Source organism: Streptomyces sp. NPDC001513 (assembly GCF_042894695.1).
Lineage (GTDB): Bacteria > Actinomycetota > Actinomycetes > Streptomycetales > Streptomycetaceae > Streptomyces.
Genome location: NZ_JBIAVU010000017.1, coordinates 1 through 16,840, shown reverse-complemented (window position 1 = coordinate 16,840; position 16,840 = coordinate 1). Strand labels below are relative to the sequence as shown.

Annotated in this window: 16 protein-coding genes and 1 pseudogene; 7 read left to right on the top strand and 10 right to left on the bottom strand. The window is 68.1% G+C overall.

The window, feature by feature from the left end:
- Positions 1-106: 106 nt before the first annotated feature.
- Positions 107-928 (top strand): hypothetical protein, encoded by an 822-nt coding sequence (locus ACFYZ4_RS32415; protein ID WP_390785549.1) that lies wholly within the window; start codon positions 107-109, stop codon positions 926-928.
- A gap of 71 nt (positions 929-999) precedes the next feature.
- Here the strand turns inward: ACFYZ4_RS32415 and ACFYZ4_RS32410 are convergent, their stop codons facing one another.
- From ACFYZ4_RS32410 to ACFYZ4_RS32400, 3 genes are all read right to left on the bottom strand, one after another.
- Positions 1,000-1,590 (bottom strand): hypothetical protein, encoded by a 591-nt coding sequence (locus tag ACFYZ4_RS32410; protein ID WP_390785548.1) that lies wholly within the window; start codon positions 1,588-1,590, stop codon positions 1,000-1,002.
- A gap of 510 nt (positions 1,591-2,100) precedes the next feature.
- Entirely contained in the window at positions 2,101-3,012 is a 912-nt protein-coding gene (locus tag ACFYZ4_RS32405) for a hypothetical protein (RefSeq protein WP_390785547.1), read from the bottom strand.
- Positions 3,013-3,410: 398 nt separating this feature from the next.
- Positions 3,411-3,836 carry a Tn3 family transposase gene (locus ACFYZ4_RS32400; RefSeq protein ID WP_390785645.1) on the bottom strand — a complete coding sequence of 142 codons (426 nt, stop codon included), beginning with the start codon at positions 3,834-3,836 and terminating at the stop codon, positions 3,411-3,413.
- Positions 3,837-3,867: 31 nt separating this feature from the next.
- Between ACFYZ4_RS32400 and ACFYZ4_RS32395 the strand changes: the two genes are divergently transcribed.
- Positions 3,868-4,128 (top strand): DUF2795 domain-containing protein, encoded by a 261-nt coding sequence (locus tag ACFYZ4_RS32395; RefSeq protein ID WP_390785546.1) that lies wholly within the window; start codon positions 3,868-3,870, stop codon positions 4,126-4,128.
- A gap of 91 nt (positions 4,129-4,219) precedes the next feature.
- On the opposite strand, the pseudogene ACFYZ4_RS32390 reads toward ACFYZ4_RS32395, so the two are convergent.
- The 4 genes and pseudogenes from ACFYZ4_RS32390 to ACFYZ4_RS32375 form a co-directional block, all read right to left on the bottom strand.
- Positions 4,220-4,507: pseudogene (locus ACFYZ4_RS32390) on the bottom strand (HNH endonuclease); the annotation flags it as partial.
- Positions 4,508-4,617: 110 nt separating this feature from the next.
- The gene (locus ACFYZ4_RS32385; RefSeq protein ID WP_390785545.1) at positions 4,618-5,631 is read right to left on the bottom strand and encodes a terpene synthase; all 1,014 of its coding nucleotides are present in this window, start codon (positions 5,629-5,631) and stop codon (positions 4,618-4,620) included.
- Positions 5,628-6,752, bottom strand: coding sequence for a prenyltransferase/squalene oxidase repeat-containing protein (locus ACFYZ4_RS32380; protein WP_390785544.1), 1,125 nt, complete (start codon positions 6,750-6,752; stop codon positions 5,628-5,630). Before ACFYZ4_RS32380 ends, ACFYZ4_RS32385 begins: the two co-directional genes overlap by 4 nt.
- Positions 6,753-6,823: 71 nt before the next feature.
- Positions 6,824-7,030 carry a hypothetical protein gene (locus ACFYZ4_RS32375; protein ID WP_390785543.1) on the bottom strand — a complete coding sequence of 69 codons (207 nt, stop codon included), beginning with the start codon at positions 7,028-7,030 and terminating at the stop codon, positions 6,824-6,826.
- 108 nt (positions 7,031-7,138) lie between these two features.
- Here ACFYZ4_RS32375 and ACFYZ4_RS32370 point away from each other — a divergent pair, with 108 nt between their 5' ends.
- The 4 genes from ACFYZ4_RS32370 (at position 7,139) to ACFYZ4_RS32355 (ending at position 10,259) form a co-directional block, all read left to right on the top strand.
- Positions 7,139-8,740 (top strand): ISL3 family transposase, encoded by a 1,602-nt coding sequence (locus ACFYZ4_RS32370; RefSeq protein ID WP_390785542.1) that lies wholly within the window; start codon positions 7,139-7,141, stop codon positions 8,738-8,740.
- A gap of 42 nt (positions 8,741-8,782) precedes the next feature.
- Complete coding sequence (locus tag ACFYZ4_RS32365) at positions 8,783-9,370, top strand: SMI1/KNR4 family protein (RefSeq protein WP_390785541.1); 588 nt, start codon at positions 8,783-8,785, stop codon at positions 9,368-9,370.
- Between the two features lie 151 nt (positions 9,371-9,521).
- Positions 9,522-9,890 carry a hypothetical protein gene (locus ACFYZ4_RS32360; RefSeq protein WP_390785540.1) on the top strand — a complete coding sequence of 123 codons (369 nt, stop codon included), beginning with the start codon at positions 9,522-9,524 and terminating at the stop codon, positions 9,888-9,890.
- Positions 9,891-10,043: 153 nt separating this feature from the next.
- On the top strand, positions 10,044-10,259 hold the full coding sequence (locus tag ACFYZ4_RS32355) for a hypothetical protein (RefSeq protein WP_390785539.1): 216 nt from the start codon (positions 10,044-10,046) through the stop codon (positions 10,257-10,259).
- Here ACFYZ4_RS32355 and ACFYZ4_RS32350 read toward each other — a convergent pair.
- The 3 genes from ACFYZ4_RS32350 to ACFYZ4_RS32340 all read right to left on the bottom strand — a co-directional run bounded on the left by ACFYZ4_RS32350 (position 10,241) and on the right by ACFYZ4_RS32340 (position 15,983).
- The gene (locus tag ACFYZ4_RS32350) at positions 10,241-11,470 is read right to left on the bottom strand and encodes a PQQ-binding-like beta-propeller repeat protein (protein WP_390785538.1); all 1,230 of its coding nucleotides are present in this window, start codon (positions 11,468-11,470) and stop codon (positions 10,241-10,243) included. The two genes, ACFYZ4_RS32355 and ACFYZ4_RS32350, sit on opposite strands and share 19 nt — an antisense overlap.
- A gap of 1,055 nt (positions 11,471-12,525) precedes the next feature.
- Positions 12,526-13,281 (bottom strand): HNH endonuclease, encoded by a 756-nt coding sequence (locus ACFYZ4_RS32345; protein ID WP_390785537.1) that lies wholly within the window; start codon positions 13,279-13,281, stop codon positions 12,526-12,528.
- Positions 13,282-13,445: 164 nt separating this feature from the next.
- Positions 13,446-15,983, bottom strand: coding sequence for a Helicase associated domain protein (locus ACFYZ4_RS32340; RefSeq protein WP_390785536.1), 2,538 nt, complete (start codon positions 15,981-15,983; stop codon positions 13,446-13,448).
- Between the two features lie 251 nt (positions 15,984-16,234).
- On the opposite strand from ACFYZ4_RS32340, the gene ACFYZ4_RS32335 reads away from it, so the two are divergent.
- Positions 16,235-16,456 (top strand): hypothetical protein, encoded by a 222-nt coding sequence (locus ACFYZ4_RS32335; protein ID WP_390785535.1) that lies wholly within the window; start codon positions 16,235-16,237, stop codon positions 16,454-16,456.
- The last annotated feature ends 384 nt before the right edge of the window (positions 16,457-16,840 follow it).

Below are 16,840 nucleotides of genomic sequence, written 5' to 3'. Positions count from 1 at the left end.
CCAGCCAGCAACCGCCCTCAGTACACACTGACAAGTGGTCTTCGGTTTCACCTACGCAGCCAAATTGGGCGGCTGGCACGGGCCGGAGGCCTCTAGCGTGTGTGAAATGGCGGAGATGAACTGGAACGTGCGCGTTCCGCGTATGGACGAGATAGTGCAGAGCTGGGAGAAGCGGACCAGCGGCTCCACTCCCGAGAGGATCGATCCCGGCAGCAGCCTGGGAGCCGATGACCGGCTCTTCCCGGAATTCACGGTGTCGAGCGCGGCGTGGCACGGGCTGGTGACCGCGGTCGAGCACACCGGATTCACCTTCACGGCTCTTTCAGCGACCCGGACGATGTATCCGTCTGCGTACTACACGGTTTTGCGTACGGCTCTGCTGGGCGCGGCGCAGGCGGTATGGGTTCTGGCCCCGGCCTCGCGCGAGGAGCGCCAAAAGCGGGCGCTGACGATCGCGGCGACGAACACCGACGAGCGGCGCAAGTTCGTGAACGATCTGCCCGCTGCCACCGACGAGCTGCGGGCGCTGCGCGATGCCGAGGCAGCCAAGCAAGAGCAGGTCCTCCTCGATATCGACGCTGCTGCCCAGCGCCTCGGTTACCCAGCTGGCAAGGGCGCCTTGTGGCGGGTGAACGCCACCGACGTGATCAAGAAGGCAGCAATCGTCGCGCTCGATCCCGCCGTGCGCGATGCCCCGCTGATGCTCTGGCGGATGACCAGCGGACACGTTCACGGACACGCCTACACACGCTGGCTCCAGATCGAACGCGAGAACATCCTCCAGGGCGCGAACGGAACCAGCTGGGTACGGGCCACGGCAGACCTCGACGAGGTCGGGCCCGTCGCAGCCGCATGCGTGATGCTGACCTCCACCGCATGGAAGCAGTGGGACGAGCGCCGTATCGACTACCGCACAAGCGGGGTGTGAGCCCGGCGCTGCCAGCTGTTCCGTCAGTATGGGCGGTTACGAAACGGGCAGGGCGAGCGCGGTTGTTGCGGTTACCCCTCCTGGGCGGTCAGGAGGAGAACCAAGGCTTTGGAGCGGGTGGTCCCGAGCCCGGTGGCCACCGTCTCGGCGGACACGCCCTCATCGCACAGCGCGCCGGCCGCCTCCCGGCCGACGCGGGCGGCGATCCGCTCGAGGACGCCAGCGGCGCGCAGCGCTGCCAGGGGTGTGTCCGTGGCCGTGGCGGTCAGCTGCCCGGTGATCTCGACCAGGAGGGCAGCCAGCGGCTCGGGCAGCGGTGCCGCCTTGTCGCGGACGAGGGACAGGTGGGCGTTCCAGTCCGCGAGCGGCCCGGTGAGGTCGACGTCCGCCTCGTACAGAGGTTGGTCGCCGATCGAATCCCAGTGCAGGGGATACTCCGCGGCGCCGCGCCACCCGCACTCGCACACCGCCCGAAGGGCTTCGGCGCGCGGGCGGCGGTGCCGGCCATCATAGGCCGACCAGTGCGTGGTCGACGGCACGGTCGGACGGCTCCCGACATCGAAGTACACCGGACCCGGCTCGCTGCCATCGACGAGGACACCCGCCGCGCCCGCGTGCGCGTCCCCGAACTCCACCGTCCACCAGTCCCACTCCACCAGCACACCGCCCTCTCCCGCGCACCCGCCGACGAGCCGGCCGGATCCCGTTTGCCACCCTGCCCCACCCGCATGGCCGCCCACACCCCCGGCCGCCCAACAACGCACCCAGTTGGACCCAGCCGGCCACGCTGCGGTCAGCAGCGCCCGAAGCATTTGACGCGTCCGGAAGGGCCCGAGACGACCTGGACGCGACGCCGGAACTCCGGAGCATGACGAAGGGCCGCCCCCGTCGAGGTGGCGGCCCTCACCTCCGGGGTGTCCTACGGGGCGGGGGTGACCCGCAGTCCGCCACGAGATCGAACAGCCGGTCCGGCGTTTCAGACGTTCAGTCGTCTGCAACAACTCATGAATCATGATCGGCGCAGGTGGACCGCCGGGCGGCCGGGTGTTTCACGAGCGACCACCTATGAAACGCCATCCCGGGGCCCCTGTGACAACAGACCGTCAGATCGGCTGCACAGAGCTACTTGTACTTCGCCGCGCCCATGCGAGCACAGGGGCCTACCCGTGGCCTCAGACGGTGAAACTGAATGCGCTGATGACCTGGACGGTGTCCGTAGTGGCGTTGGAGTCCGATCCTCTCGAGGAGGTCCAATACTTGGTACAGGTCCACGCCATCTCGTAGGTCGCGCCGGGATCGAGGCGGTGGCTGAACTTCAGCGTCGTGCCGTAGTAGCCGCCGGTCATCTCCTCGTGGACCTGCTCCTCCAGCCACTGCGTGCCGTTCCCCTTCCTCACCCGCAGGGTGGCGATCACGTCCGCCAGATTTTGCCCGGCACGGGCCCACGCCCCGATGCCGAGCAGGCCCCAGAAGGTGAACAAGTCCGCCCCGATAACCATCTCCAGGGACGCTTTGCCGTCCTTGCCCACCGGGCTGATGTTCAGGATGGCCCGGGCGTTCATCTTCCGGCCGCCCCCCTCGGAGATGCGGCTGTGCACACCGGAGGGGGGATTGTTGACGATCTGGCCATCCACCGCCCGGATCTCCGCCGCGGTGGGGACCCGGTTCGCGGCCACGAAACCGTACATGTCGGCCGGGTCGACGTGGACGAACCGGTAGGGCGGCGGGTTCTCCCTATCGAACGACGGCGCTGTGGGGTTCCGGCTGTCGTCCGGCAGGTCGGCGTACTCCGGGTCCCTGGGTAGCAGGAGAAGGGGACCGGTCAGGGGTGATTCCCGTACCTGCGCCTCGGACATTCCCTCGATTTCCTCATTCGACAGGTTGACCTTGCCGCCGGTCCACGCGCGGGTCATGTAAGACCGCCGCATGTCCTGCAAGACGTAATCAAGTTCACTCTCCGGGCCGTCCCCGAGGAACACGGCCAGCCCCAGCGGAATCATTGCGTAGGACTTGTCGCCGGTGCAGTAGGTGGATCGGCGGATCGCGATCGGCGCGCCACGGGTGACCGCATCGGCGTAGGACATGTCCTTTCCGTCGCTCTGCCACCGCGTTCCGTCGATGACGCTGCTCGCCCTGGGAGCGTTCAGCAGACAAGTGGAGTCCATGCTGGCCTTTCACCGGGTCGGTGCCGGGCACGCCGCGAGACACCTGACGAAGATCGTCGCATCCGGCGACGATTGGCAGGCGGAAATCGGGCAAACTGCGCATGCGTGCCGCGGAGCGGCGGAATGGCCGGCCGCGCTGCCGACCCTGTACCCAGCGCGGCCGGTACGGGAACCGCACCGGCGACGGGCGGTCGATCGTCGGCCCAGTCGGCGAACCAGTCCGCCGAGGCCGCCGAGCGTTACCGGGCCAAGGGCCACCCGCGGATAGCGGCGAAGGCCGCGCGGCGGGCCGGCCCGGCTCCCGGTCGGCTTGTCCGTCACGCCGCCACCGCCTCGTCTGCGCCCAGCACCCTGAAGTCCACCTCCAGGTGCGGCTCGTACGCCTCCGGCGCCAGGTCCAGTTCGTGAGTGGAGTACTGGCCGAACCGCATGACTTCCTCCGTCAGGTAGGGCGAGACCTCCGCCAGGTCCTCGGGCTCGACCTTCCAGCCTTCGGTTTGCAGGGCGCGCACCGCCTCGGCGATATCCAGGGTGTTGCGGAAGATCAGGCAGTTGGTCAGCAGGGCGTTGAACTTGACCGCCTTCTCATGCTCGACCGGGTCGTTGTCGGTGATGACACCGCGGTTGCCGAACCGCACCCACTCGGAGAACCCGTTGTACGCCTCAACCTTGTTCGTCGCGGCCGTCACCGGCCGGCGCGTCTGCGGGTCCGTCAGATACCCCAGCAGCTGGACGGTACGGATCCACCCGGCCGACCTCGCGGAACGCCGCGTAGTGGGCGCAGGTCGCGGTCCTGAACCCTGTGACCGGCCGCAGCGACTCCGTCAACGTTGCCGCATCCCACCAACCGGGGCTCGTCGATGTTGGGGTCGACTACGCCCCGACCGGCTGGTGAAGAAGTGGCCAGCCACCAAGCAGGACATCATCACTGCGGCGAAGAACGCGGGGTCGCCCAAGGCAGCGATTGCGGCCCTGAAAAGGCTTCCCAAGGATGCCTACCAGGACGCCGCAACGCTCATGAAGGACCTTCTCTGACAGCAGGCACCATCCGGCTCGCCGATGACACGGCGAGCCGGATGGGCCGACAGCGTCCCGTCGAGGCGGCGGCCCTCACCTCCGGGCTGCGCTACGGGGCGGGCGTGAACTCCACCTCCGTGCCGCCGCAGCCGGCCGCGATGTCAAGCAGCCGGTCCTGCTCCGCCTCGTCGACCGCCAGTCCCCAGCGGAGCTTGGTCGCGGTCCACTCGGCGCCGTACCGGCACAGCGCGTCCGCCGACGGCGGCAGCCACTCCGCCGGGTCCTGGTCAGCCTTGCTCCTGTTCGAACGGGCCGTCACGGCCACCAGGGAGGCCAGCTGGCCCTGGTCGTTCGCGTACGCCTCGCGCCGGGCCGGGGTCCATTCCGACGCCCCAGCTGGCGGGGAGCGCGATTCGAACCACGCGGTATTCCTGCCTGGCGCTGGGCACTAGGGCAGATTGCAGACTGGCCAGGAGCGCGCCCTGGTGGCGTTCCGGGATGAGGACGTTACGAGCGAGACGTCACTCCTCCTGCACGCTTTGCGTGTTGCAGGTGTGAGGGCTGGGGCTGTGCGGCCGTGTAGCGCCGGGTGACGCCGTAGAACAGCTTGTTGGAGGCGACGAACTCCGCACAGGCGGTGGCGTACGCGGCGACGCCGGGTGTGGGGGATGTACGGAGCTGGGTGATCTTCTGGTGCATTTCGCCCGCTTTGTCGTCGAACATCCGGACGGCGGTGGCGAATGCTTCGGGGAGTGGCAGGTGGTGCTGGTGGGCGAGCACCGTGGGCAGCGAGGGGGGTGGGCTCTGCGTGCCTTGTTCGTAGGTGAAGGAGTAGAGGTCGTTGATCCAGCCTGACAGCAGAGAGGCGGTGCGGTTCAGCTGTCGGATGTCGGGGGTGTCGCGGACTCCGTCAGGTAGGTCGAGGCCGGCGCCGGGCTCGATGAGGGTGGTGACGATGGATCCGTAGACGGTGTGGGGGCGCATCGCGTTGTATTCGTCGAGGCCGACGGGTCGGCCGTGGAGGGAGAGTTCCCAGTTCCATCCCAGGAACGCGGTGTAGAAGGACGAGGTCAGACGGGCCCGCTGGCCGGGGGTGAGGGCGGTGTGCATGCGGCGGACGAGGTCGGCCAGGGCCGAGGCGAAGCCGGTCCCGGTGGTCGGACCGCCCTGCTCCAGGATCCCTGCGAAGACGGCGAGCTGTTCGGTCAGGTGCGCGGCGGTGCTGCCCGGTGCCTCGACGTGGGTGTCATCGAACGCGGTCAGCCAGATGATCAGGTCGGCGCCCAGTTCGAGGACCTCCTGCCCTGCGCCGGGGTAGACGCTCGCGGTGGTGGTGCCCAGGCAGGTGCGCGCCACGCGCTCGCGCAGGGCGGGGTCCTCGGGCAGGCGGTAGTGATGGAGCCATGCTTGGGCATGTTCTTCCACGGGTTGTGCCAGGGGGCTGGTGCGGTGGTGGAACAGGTGCAGGAACTTCGGCATCGGCAGGGGACTGTGCGCTTGGAGGGGAGAGTGCTCGCTCATGCGGTCCCTCCGGGCAGGTGCGGGGCGAGCGCGGGGTCGGTGTGGGCGCGGTGGAGCGTGGCCAGGACGGCAGCGTCGATGATGGCAGGCGGGGCGTAGAGGTCCTTGTCGTGCCACAGCGGCGTGTGCTCCCCTGCTTCGGCCAGGTGTGTGAGGGCCTGGGCGGCACGGATCGTCTGCTGGTCGGGTGGGCTGGCGGGGGTGACCGAGTGCAGGAAGCCGAGTGCGTAGGCGGTTTCTTCCGCGGTGCCTTCGTGGATGCCCCAGCTGCCGTCGTCGTGCTGGGTGGTGCGGATCCAGCCGGTGGCCTTGGCCACCGCGTCGGTGTACCGGGGGCCTGCGAAGTCGTGGAGGGCCTGGGCAACGACGGTGGTGGCGTAGTAGGGGGAGGCGTGCCATTTGTCGTGCCAGCTGCCGTTCGGGCGTTGGCAGGCGGCCAGCCAGGCCGCTGCCTTGGCCAGGGGCGGGCCGAATACGCCGCGGTCTTCGGGGTGGTGGTGCAGGTGGAGGCCCAGGGCTTCCAGGACGTGGGCGTTGGCGGTCGGTGAAGGCGTGCGTTCCTGCGGCCAGCAGTGGAAGTGGGTGGCGTTTTCGAAGGCGAGCAGCATGTCGGGCGGGCTGGGGCGGCCGGCCAGACTGAGGGCGAAAAGGGTGGCTGCCGTGGTGTCACAGTCCGGTGGCAGCCCGGGTGCCCCGCCGGTGCCGGTGTCCCCGAGCGCGGCGCGCATCTGCTGGACGAGGTCGGTGGGCGGGGTGATGTGGACGCCTGCTCGCAGGAGCGAGGAGAGGACCCAGGCGCGTTCGAACGCGGTGATCGGCCAGACGCTGGGAACGGGACCGCCGCCCCGGGCGGCCGCCCGGTCGAGGTAGGCCGCGCTGCCGGTGGTGTCGCCGGCGGGCCGGCGAGGTCCGAGCCAGGCCGCGGTGGCCGCGGGTGAACAGCCCACCGTGCCGCCTACCGGATGGACGGTGGCTGCCCTGTGTGCGAGGGGGCCGCCGGCTTCGAGGACGTGCCAGGATTTCAGCGGCAGTTCGACGCCGGCGCGGAGCGCGGACCGCAGCTGTTCCAGCCGTGGTTCAACGGATCCGACCGGGCGCGGCAGCGGCCCTTGCTTCCACACGCGGCCGCGGTCGGCGGGCGCCGGGATCTCCAGGTTTACCGGAGGGTGACGCCTCGCTCGTCGTTCGTGCTTTACGGATGGATATCGTGCGGTTGGTGCCCGGGCTGGGGCTGCGGGGCCGTGTAGCGCAGGGTGGTTTCGTAGTACACCTTGTTGATGGCGACAACTTCCGCGCAGGCGGTGGCGTAGGCGGCGATATCAGGTGTGGAGGATGCGCGGAGCTGGGCGACCTTCTGGTGCATCTGTCCTGCCTTCTTGTCATCTGGGTTCTGGCTCACTTTCCGTGGAGCTTGCACGCTGAGTGACGGTTGTCGGGTGAGTGGGCCCCTGGGGAAGTTGCCCAAGAATGGCCCGTACCGGGTGGGGTGTGGCTGACAGTTCGGCCCGTGGAAGAAGTGATGCTTCGGCTGGAGGAGTTACTGTTCCCGTCGATCGCAGACGTGGCGGTGCTGTCGGTCGACGTGAACGACGAGACGGTACGCATAGAGGCTCGAAGCACGGTGGCTGAGGCCGTCTGTCCCAAATGCGGAAGCTGGTCACGGCGGGTTCACAGTTCCTACCTGCGCTTTCCCGCGGATGTGCCCAGCGGTGGCAGACGGGTCGCTCTCTGTTTGCGCGTCCGCAGATTTCTCTGCCCGGTCACATCGTGCGGGCAGCGGACCTTCGCCGAACAGCTGCCAGGGCTGACACGTAGGTACGGCCGACGGACCGAGCGGCTGCGGTCGACGCTGGCCGCGGTCGGGCTCGCGCTCGCCGGCCGGGCCGGTGCCCGCTTGGCGAGCGTGATCGGCGTTTCAGTGAGCCGCAGCACGGTGCTGCGGCTGGTCGAAGCGCTGCCCGACCCCGAAGTTCCGGCCCCGCGGGTCGTCGGCGTCGATGAGTACGCGACCCGCAAAGGGCGTCACTACGGGACTGTCCTGGTCGACGTCGAAAGCCGGCGTCCAGTGGATTTGCTGCCCGACCGGGAGGCGTCCAGCCTGACCGCTTGGCTCGCGAAACGGCCCGGGGTGGAGGTGGTCTGCCGCGATCGGGCACCGTTCTTCGCCGAAGGCGCCACGGCCGGGGCACCACAAGCAGTACAGGTCGCGGACCGGTGGCATCTTTGGCACAACCTGAGCGAGGCTGCCGAGCGATGCGTCGCAGACCACCGCGGATGCCTGCAGGTCCTGGTGCGGGATTCAGCCCAGTCGGCCCCCGAGCAGAAGAAGCTCGAAGACCCCTCCGACTCGCCTTGGCCAAGGGGACACCGCTTCGCTGACCGCACCCGCGACAAGCACGCGGCCGTCCGCGAACTGCTGGCGGCCGGGCTCAGCCGGAGGGCGATCGGCCGCCAGCTCCGCATGACCTCCCGCACCGTCAAGCTCTTCGCCGACGCAGCCACCCCGGAGGACCTCTTCCGCGGGCAGTGGCAGGGGCGGCCATCCAAGCTGGACGCGTTCAAGCCCTACCTGGATGACCGCTGGAACCAGGGCTGCACCAACGCCTGGACGGTGTGGGAGGAGATCGTGTCACTCGGCTATCAGGGCAGCTACCAGCGCGTTCGCGCCTACTTCCGGGAGAAGCGGATTTCTCCCAACCCGATCACAGCTCGGCCACCGTCACCCCGCGTCGTCGCCGGCTGGATTCTCCGGCGCCCCGAGACCCTCTCAGAGATCGACCACCTTCGACTCAAGGCTGTCCTGGTCCACTGCCCCGAACTCGACGCCCTCACCACTCACGTCCGGTCGTTCGCCCAGATGCTCACCGAGCGCCAGGGCGAACGGCTGCCGCAGTGGCTTGATGCCGTTCGGCGCGACGACCTCCCCAGCCTCCACACTCTTGCCGCGGGCATCGAACGTGACCGCGATGCCGTCATCGCCGGGCTCACCCTGCCCTGGAACTCCGGCGTGGTCGAGGGACACGTCAACCGGATCAAGATGCTCAAGCACCAGATGTTCGGCCGGGCCGGCTTTGCTCTCCTGCGGAAGAGGGTTCTTCTGGCCATCTGACCACAGCCACTCGTAGGGTGACGGGGACGAGAGAAGAGCACGATGGATCCCCGCATACCCCGCCTGCGTCGCAAGCTGGCCGCGATCCCGTTCCAACCACTGCGCAGCCACTCCTTCGGGGAAGAGCAACACAAGTTCTGCCTCGGTCCGAAGCTGGCGGAACCACGCGTCGCTGCGTTCGAGGCCGAGCACGACATCGTCCTGCCCGACGCCTATCGGCAGTTCCTCACGCAGATCGGCGGCTCAGGCGCGGCGCCGTTCTACGGCCTCATGCCGCTGGAGCGATGTTCCCTGATGGTCATGAATCCGCGCGGAGAACCAGGGACACCCTGCGGCTTCGACGGCAGAGAACCCAATGTCCACGGACGCGATCTCTTCCTCCACATCATCGAGATGGGCTGCACCGACGTATGCCTCATCGCGGTGACCGGTCCCCTCACCGGCCGCGTCCTCATCGGTAACAGCGACGGGTACTGGGGCCCCAATGTCTCCTCCGCCACCGACTTCCTCGACTGGTACGAACGCTGGCTCAACCACATGAGCGCCGGACGCGACAACCGGGCCCTGGAGCTCACCTCGCCTCGGCTTCGTGCTCATCCAAACCGCCATCGCCTGGCTCCGAAGATCTGACTCTTCGTAATCACTCCACGGAAAGTGAGCCAGAACCCGAGAAGTAGCGGCAGTGCCGTGTCGTCGAGGCGAACATCGTGAGGGGACGCTGGTTCGGTTCACGTTGAGTCCCGGATGCTGGCGTCCCGGACGAAGGTGCGAGGATCTGTTCGTGGTGACAGATGCCGAGTGGACGCGGATCCGGAGGGGCCTGCGCTTCGGGCAGGTAGTTGAAGGCACCGTGGTGAAGGTTCCCCGGCCCGGTGTGATCGGGATCTTCGTGGACATCGGCCTGAGCGTCGGAGGGTTTGTCGACGTCCTGTGGCTGTCAGACGAGATCGAGGACTGGCCAGCGGAAGGCACGGTTGCCAATTTCAAGATCTTTTGGGCTGACGGCCGCCAACAGATCCGGTTGGTGCCGTGCGATTCTCGGTATCTACGGAACGACTTCACGGCCATGGTCGAACGCATCCGCCCCAATTGGTCATCCGACGAGGGCCAGCCAGTGCCTGACCCAGAGCCTGCGACCCCCGACGAGTAGCGGCCGCCCTTCGCGCTGATGGCCGCGGGCCAACTTCCCTGGGGGCAGGAGAAGCGACCGACGGCCCTGGCGGAAGCTAGCTGGCCGCGGCTTCGGCGCGGGCTCGTGTGCTGGCGAGACGGTAGGAGTCGGTGCCGGTCGGCCGGCTACCGGGTGAAGTACGTGCTGGCGACGACCAATTTGCAGATGTGGAAGCAGACGGCCATGCTCCGGCGGGCTGGCCGCCGCCGGGGCATCGAAACCGACGCGGAACGAATCCAGCAGCTCTTCCGCCAGGAGGCCCCGCGGCAGCTGCCCCTCGTCGAGGACGCCATGGGCAAGCAGGCTCTGGCCCTGTTGCTGCGGCTGTCTCAGCGTGTAGCGCGATAGAACGTGGGACGACCGGCCCCAAAGGCCACGCCGCCGAACTGGTCGATCTCGGTGGGCGCCGCACCAGCTGATGTCTCCCGGTCCTGCCCCGTCCTGCCGTCCAGGACCAGGCTCTCGTCCGCCACCACTTCCCCGTACACGGCCCCGTGCCAGAATCCGCTGACCCTCGGCACGTTCCGGCCGGATCCGTCGGGCAGAGCCCACCGCTTCTCGAGCGAAGTGGCATCGAACACCGCAATGCCCCGACCGGACCCGGTGGCACCACCGGAGCACAGGACCAGAGACTGTTGGTCATAACGGCATCCCCAGCCCCCGTCAAGGGCCAAGCGCTGCTCGCCCTTGACAGCGTCAACGACGAGCGTCTTGGCACCGAGCACGGCGGTCAGCAACCCGGACCCGACCCCTGCAGGTCGCTTGGCATCGCTGATCGTCCAACGCTGGTCGCCCGAGGTCACGGACAGTCCGGTAAGGCGCCCTTCCCTGAATCCCGTCCTCTCACCACCGGCGATGATGCCGTCAGCCAGCACCACGGCAAGGAAATCGGCCTTCTTCCAACGGACCGTGCCCGCGACAGGGTCCACGGCGTACGTCGTATCGGCTGCAGTGACCACCACCGTAGTCGCATCCGCTCCGATCACCCGCGCCGCGAGGATTTCGTCGGCGCCAATAGGGGTCGCAGAGAGCCCGGTCGAACTGGGAGCAGCCGGGATCTCGGCTGACCCGGCTGTCTTGCCGGTGACGGTGTCGACAGCAAGTACCTCGATCACCGCCCGGCCCGGGGCCGTTCCTTCGCCCTTCACCCACCTGTTCCAGGCGGCGTACACCGTCTTCCCATCAGCCGACACGAGGGGCGAGGCGCGGTCACTGCCGAACCCACCCTTCTCAGCGGCGTTCTTCGGCCTCGCCTCCCACCGCGGCTCTCCGGTCTGCGTGTCAATCGCCTCCATCCCCTCCTCGGCAGTGACGAAGGCGACCCCGTTGGCGAGCGTGACCGCAGGCCGCGACGCTCCCCCGCTCGTCGTACTCGGCTGTCGGGCGCCCAGTAAATCGATCCCTGGCCCTTCGAAACGCATGGGCGGATCGAAGGCGGGACGGCCGGGCTTCGTTACATCGGACCGGGGCGACCGGCTCGTGCCGGGCGACTTCGGGTCCGGCGCGTCACTTCCCTGACTGCATGCGACCAACACCGTCATCGCCAGCGTCGTGCTCACTGCCGCAGCGGCACACTGCCGCATCCGATTTCCCCACCGCATCGCTACCCCGTCTCATGACTGTCACCGATGGCGCCCAACATGATAGTTCGATTCGAGCGCCGACCCGCTGGGTTTTCGTTTCCGACCGCCGGTCCCCGGGGTGTTCCCGACCGTCGTGAGCAACTCCCGCGGTTTCTGACGTTGAAGTCGTTTTGTCGTGGGGCTGACGGTCGGTGATCGTCGCGGTATGCCAGGGGATGAGGTATCCGCAGGGTGGGGGTCTGACCGCGGAGAGGCAAGCGTTCCGCGAGCAGATCCGGATGGAAGCAGTCGCGATGTTCGCCGGAGGCGGGGCATGCGGACATCGCGAAGGAGTTACGGGGCAGCGTTCGGTCGGTCCAGTGGTGGCGGCAAGCGTGGCGGGCGGCCCGTCAGGACGCGGTTCGTTCCCGGAGCCCGACGTGCCGGCCGTGTTCGCCGTGTTCACGGAGGAGCTGGCGAAGAATCCGGTCTCGCACGACTGGCCGGACCAGCGATGGACGCTGGCCAGGATCAAGACTGATCGGCCGCAGGTTCCACCCGCGCCGCACAAGCGGAGGGTGCCGGTGATGTCGCCGCCCTCGGCGACCTCCTGGCGGTCGCCGCCGCACACTGCCCGGTCACGGTTACCCGCGCGGGTGAAGGCGGTCGGAACCGGCGACGGCCCGGGGCGGCGTTCGGAAGCTTGGATCCGGGGGGGTGTCGGCGGAGCTGCCTTCCAGGCACCGGCTGAAGGATCCCGCGGGTCTGCAGGGCCCGAGAGGTTAAAACCCCCTCCTTCACTCCTTTGAGCGACAGCCTTCGGGACTGCGTGGACGGTTTCTCTCATGGGCCGGGGAGGGGTTTCCACCTCTCGTTGGGGCTTGGGTCCGGTCCGCCGGGCGAGGCCCCATGGACCCCTTAAGGGCTTCGGTGAATCTGCACATCAACGGCGAGAACGCGATGGTCGTGGCGGTCGCGTGTGTCGTCGCGTACGTGGTCTACCGCCGCCGGCAGGAGGCTCCCGGCGGCGGTAGGCGAATAGCGCCGCGCGGTCACTCATCCGTCTCCCAGAAGCCGCAGGTGCCGAGGGGGACTTTGGGGAGCCCCTGGCGGGACCTCTCGGCCTCGAAGAAGTCCAGCTCCGTGGGGTCCAGGTCCAGCGCCGCGCAGAGCTCCTCATGGAGTATGACGAAGGCCATGAACCTCTCCTGAGCCCAGTCATCGTAGTTGTCCCCGGCCCCGTTGAAGGCGGAAGGCTTGAGGTCGAACACGTCGTGTGCCCAGTTTCGGTACCAGTCGAAGATGTAGTTCGCCGCCTCGGCGACGGCCTCGTCGCCTAGGTCGCTCAGTTTGTCGGTGGCTGCGCGGGTGATGGACGCCGCTGTGCGGCACGACTTCAGATTGTCGGTCGGAAAGCCGCCGGTGGAGAACGTGAATGCCAAGACCAGCTCGGAGATGCTCTTGTGCCATTTGATTATTTCGCTCTGGAAGAGCCGGTACGCCCGAATGAGACCGGCTCTCGGAGAAGGATCGTCGGGCGCTACGCGGTTGGGGTCCGAGAGTCGCAGCAGCTCCTTGTAGCGGAACATGGCCTGGCGGTCGATGTCTCCGCGATCAAAGCGGGTGTGGCAGTTAGGGCACAGGACGATCATGTTGTGGAAGTCGTGCCTCTGGACGCGGTGCCAGGGCACGATGTGCGCGATCTCCAGAGGTGTCGCGCGGCACGTCGGTATCGCGCATCGGTGGCCAGTCTCGACGAAGAGCTGGCGTGCTAACGGGCGAGGCACCTTGGTCCGGTTCGTGGCCATGCGGGAAGCGTATTAGGCACCACTGACAGTACGGCCGAGCACAGCGAGGCCTTCGTTTCGGGTGAAGGAGAGGGAGGAGCGGGTGTGATGCCGCTGGTTGCGGTATTGGTGGTCTGGCAGACGATCCCGGTGACTCCACGGTGACTGGATGACTGCTCATGCCGCTATTGCGCCCAATGGATGCCGGCGTCGGTGAGGGCGGTGAGTTGTGTTTGGTCGAGCTTGTCGCGCCTGGTCTTGGTGTTGGTCAGCCAGATTCCGAGTTTCACGGCGTGCTCCTGACCGTCGATGACCACGGCCTCCACATGGCTCCTTGGGACGGTCACAGACCCCGTACGCGCGGTGTATTGCTGGAGGGCCGCCAGGCCTTTCTGGAACGCCTCGCCGCCTTCGCGCGGCCCGGACGCCGCGGCCGTCTTCGCCGCCGTCCTGCGGGCCCGTGGGGCCTTCTTCACGCCGTGTTCGCCGAGCCGCCGCTGCTGCTCCTTGTTCAGCTGATCCCAGTTCCGCCGCTGGGCGGCGAGCCACCGTCCGACGTCCTCCCCATGCCGCGTCACCCCCGGCACGACGTCTGCGAGCCGCGCGCCGGCCGCCAGGGCCTGCCCCAGGTAGGCGTAGTGGCGCTGCCAGTCCACCGTCCACCCCTGCTCGCGAGGGTTCCAGTCGGGGTCGATTGCGGCCAGCGCGGCGGCCCGCCGGCGGGCCCGGCCGGGTTCCTTGCCCAGTCCGCCGGGGCGGCGGATGTTCGTGAGGTACTGCCCGATCGCGACATCCAGGACCGCCGCGCCCCGCGGCGCGGCCAAGGTCCCGTGGAGCTCGTAGTAGGCCCGCGCCGCGCCGAGGTTGGTTTCGAAGCCAGCGTCGGCGGTGTCCCACACGATCCCCAGCTCCTCCAGTTCAGCCGCCCGCTCCCCGCTCATGCTCCCGGCCCGGAACGTGCGCCTCTGGTCGGACAGCCACCGCCCGAGCGGAAACTTCCCCGCCTCCTCGACGTGCTCGTACGGGACGTCGAAGTGCCCCTCGCGCTGCCGGTACCGGTACGCGGCCTCGGCTCCCCGGCGCCAGTCCTGCCGCTCGGTGTTGATCACCTGGTAGCTGATCCACTTCGCGATCAGCGCCGGATCCCGCGGGGCCGCGAACCGGAGCAGCAGCCGTGACTCCTCCTCGCCCTCCTCCGGCGCCTTCCCGACCGGCAAGGACGGGTCCACAATCCTTTTCTGGTTCTCCTGCGGAATAGCAAGCATTTCCACAGCCTTTTCATCATGCGCCCGAAGTCCAGCCAAAACCCGAACCAGCGGCCGATAGGAATTGGATGAAAGCATGTCCTCAGGCTTTTCATTCTCCCGCAGAAACACGGGCACGATCAGGGTGGCCATCTTCCCTTCACCGGGCTTCTGCCGCAAAGCCCGCCCGATCGCCTGCACGATGTCGACGGCAGATCCCTTGGGATCGATCAGGGCCACACTGTCCGTCGCCCGAATATCGACCCCTTCGCCCAGAACTCGGCAATTACTCAGCACCGCCCGCCCGGCCCTGCGCCCGAAGTCCGCGAGCACCGACTGCCGGTGGGAGCCCTCGTGTTCCCCGCACAGCCAGCCCGACCACACCCGCTCCGGATGCCGTCCCGGGTCAACGGCGTGAAGTCGGCGCGCGACCCGGTCGAGCCCGGCGGCGAAGGCCTCTGCCTCCACGGTCCGGTGGTGGAACGTGATGGTGGTCTGCAGCCCGTGGGCGGCCATGGTTTCCAGGAGCGCGGTCTGCATGGCGGCGAGGCGCTGGCCGCGCAGCTGTTCCTCGTACCGCTCCTCACTATTCAGCCGTTGCGGAGTGACGACAGGGTCGAGGAGTTCCGCGACGACAATTTGATACTTCGCCAAAAGCCCCCGAGAAATGGCCGAAGCGAGCGACAGCTCATAAACGACAGGCCCGAACACCCGCTTGTCGTCCATCGAGCACGCGAGCTCCTTCGGCAGCCGGTCCCACCGCGGCCGGGAGACATAGACCCGCCCCTCGGCCTCCGCCTCCTCACGCTCCCTGCGCTCCTCCTCGGCGAGCCGGCGCGCCTCTTCCCGCTCCCGCTCCTGCGCCCGGGACCGCGGGGGCCGTTCCATCCAGATCCGCGGCGTCGCGGTCATGTACAGCCGGCGCATCGCCGGGATGACCTCCTGGCGGTGGACATCGGCCCACGCCTTCCCCGCCGACCCCGACGTGCGGTGCGCCTCGTCGACGACCACCAGGTCGAACACGTCCATGGGCAGCCCATATGCGCCTTCGTGGGCCTCGGCGAGGACCGGCAGGGAGGCGTACGTGGCGTAGACGGTGACGGGGCCGCGGCCGTGCCACAGCCCCAGCTGCGGAGCCGACGTCGTGGTCCGCACGTCGAGCTGCCACAGCTGCGGGTCGTCCTCCAACGAGCAGACCGCGACAGCCGGCCCGGTGTGCCCGGCGAGACGCCACTCCCGCACCGTCTGCGTCAGCAGATCCAGGGTCGGCAGCAGCACCAGGACCCGGCCGTGCCGCGCGAGCCGGAGAGCCGCAGCGGCGGCGATGAAGGTTTTCCCGGTCCCGCACGCCGCCACCACCGTCGCCCGCAGACCCGCTTCCGGAATTTGTTTCCCAGGCGGAATATCCAGCCCTCGGACAATGGCCTCCACCGCCTCCTCCTGATGAGGACGCAACACGATGTCACCGGACTTCTGCATTCGGCACTCCGCTGAACTCGAAGCAGCGGGTCGGACCCGCCAGGGAGGGGGTGGCGATGTTCTCGGGATCCTACACAGCTACACGCATCATATCCAACGTGATGCACACTTACGACTGTACCGCTCTTACACCCACGACGGCGTCCGGAACAAGACATCACCGGAATCCGTACCGGAAACGAGCGGCCTCTACCGCAGCTGTGGGTCACCCGTGGACGATGGATGCGCCGACACACCGATGGGGGAGTGCCATGCAGCGCAGTGCACAGGACACGACACGCCTTCTGCACCTGGTAGAGGAAGCAGCCAGGATCCGCATGGTGTGGGAGGAAGTGGTGACAACCCACTGCTGCCGGCCGTCCGAAGAGGTGGAGGCTGCATACGCCGAGGCCGCCGCCCGCTGGGACGTCCATGTCGACGAACGGACCGCGACCCGGTCGAGCATCTACATCAGCGGCTGCTATTGGGAATGACGAGCACAGTGACAAGCCCCCATCACCGCTGCCAGCTGGCCCGCGGTAGCGGGCCTGGTCCTGGAGGCGGAGCCGGAAGGACCCGAAGGGGTGGGAGCGTCAGCGGACACCCCTTCGATGTCCGCGCTTGCGCGGACATCTGGTGGCGCGTCAGCGCCACCGGGCCGGCGCTTGCGCCGGCCCTTCCCCTGGACGTCCGCTTGCGGACGTCGATTCCCCCGCTCGCGCGGGAATCTGGCGAAGCGTCAGCGAAGCCAGCCCGGAGCGTAGCGAAGGGCGTCGCTCCTGAGCGCGCCAGCGCTCAGGTGCCTCCCCCCTCGCAACGCGGCCGGCGGGGGGGGCAGAGCCGGAGCCCCAATAACCCCCCCGCGGGGGGCTAGAAGT

Bases quoted from the DNA above. Each gene is read 5' to 3' on its own strand.
- ACFYZ4_RS32415 (WP_390785549.1), top strand. From the start codon at position 107: ATGGCGGAGATGAACTGGAACGTGCGCGTTCCGCGTATGGACGAGATA.
- ACFYZ4_RS32405 (WP_390785547.1), bottom strand. From the start codon at position 3,012: ATGTCCTACGCCGATGCGGTCACCCGTGGCGCGCCGATCGCGATCCGC.
- ACFYZ4_RS32385 (WP_390785545.1), bottom strand. From the start codon at position 5,631: ATGAGCGAGCACTCTCCCCTCCAAGCGCACAGTCCCCTGCCGATGCCG.
- ACFYZ4_RS32365 (WP_390785541.1), top strand. From the start codon at position 8,783: ATGGATCCCCGCATACCCCGCCTGCGTCGCAAGCTGGCCGCGATCCCG.
- ACFYZ4_RS32345 (WP_390785537.1), bottom strand. From the start codon at position 13,281: ATGGCCACGAACCGGACCAAGGTGCCTCGCCCGTTAGCACGCCAGCTC.
- ACFYZ4_RS32340 (WP_390785536.1), bottom strand. From the start codon at position 15,983: ATGCAGAAGTCCGGTGACATCGTGTTGCGTCCTCATCAGGAGGAGGCG.
- ACFYZ4_RS32335 (WP_390785535.1), top strand. From the start codon at position 16,235: ATGCAGCGCAGTGCACAGGACACGACACGCCTTCTGCACCTGGTAGAG.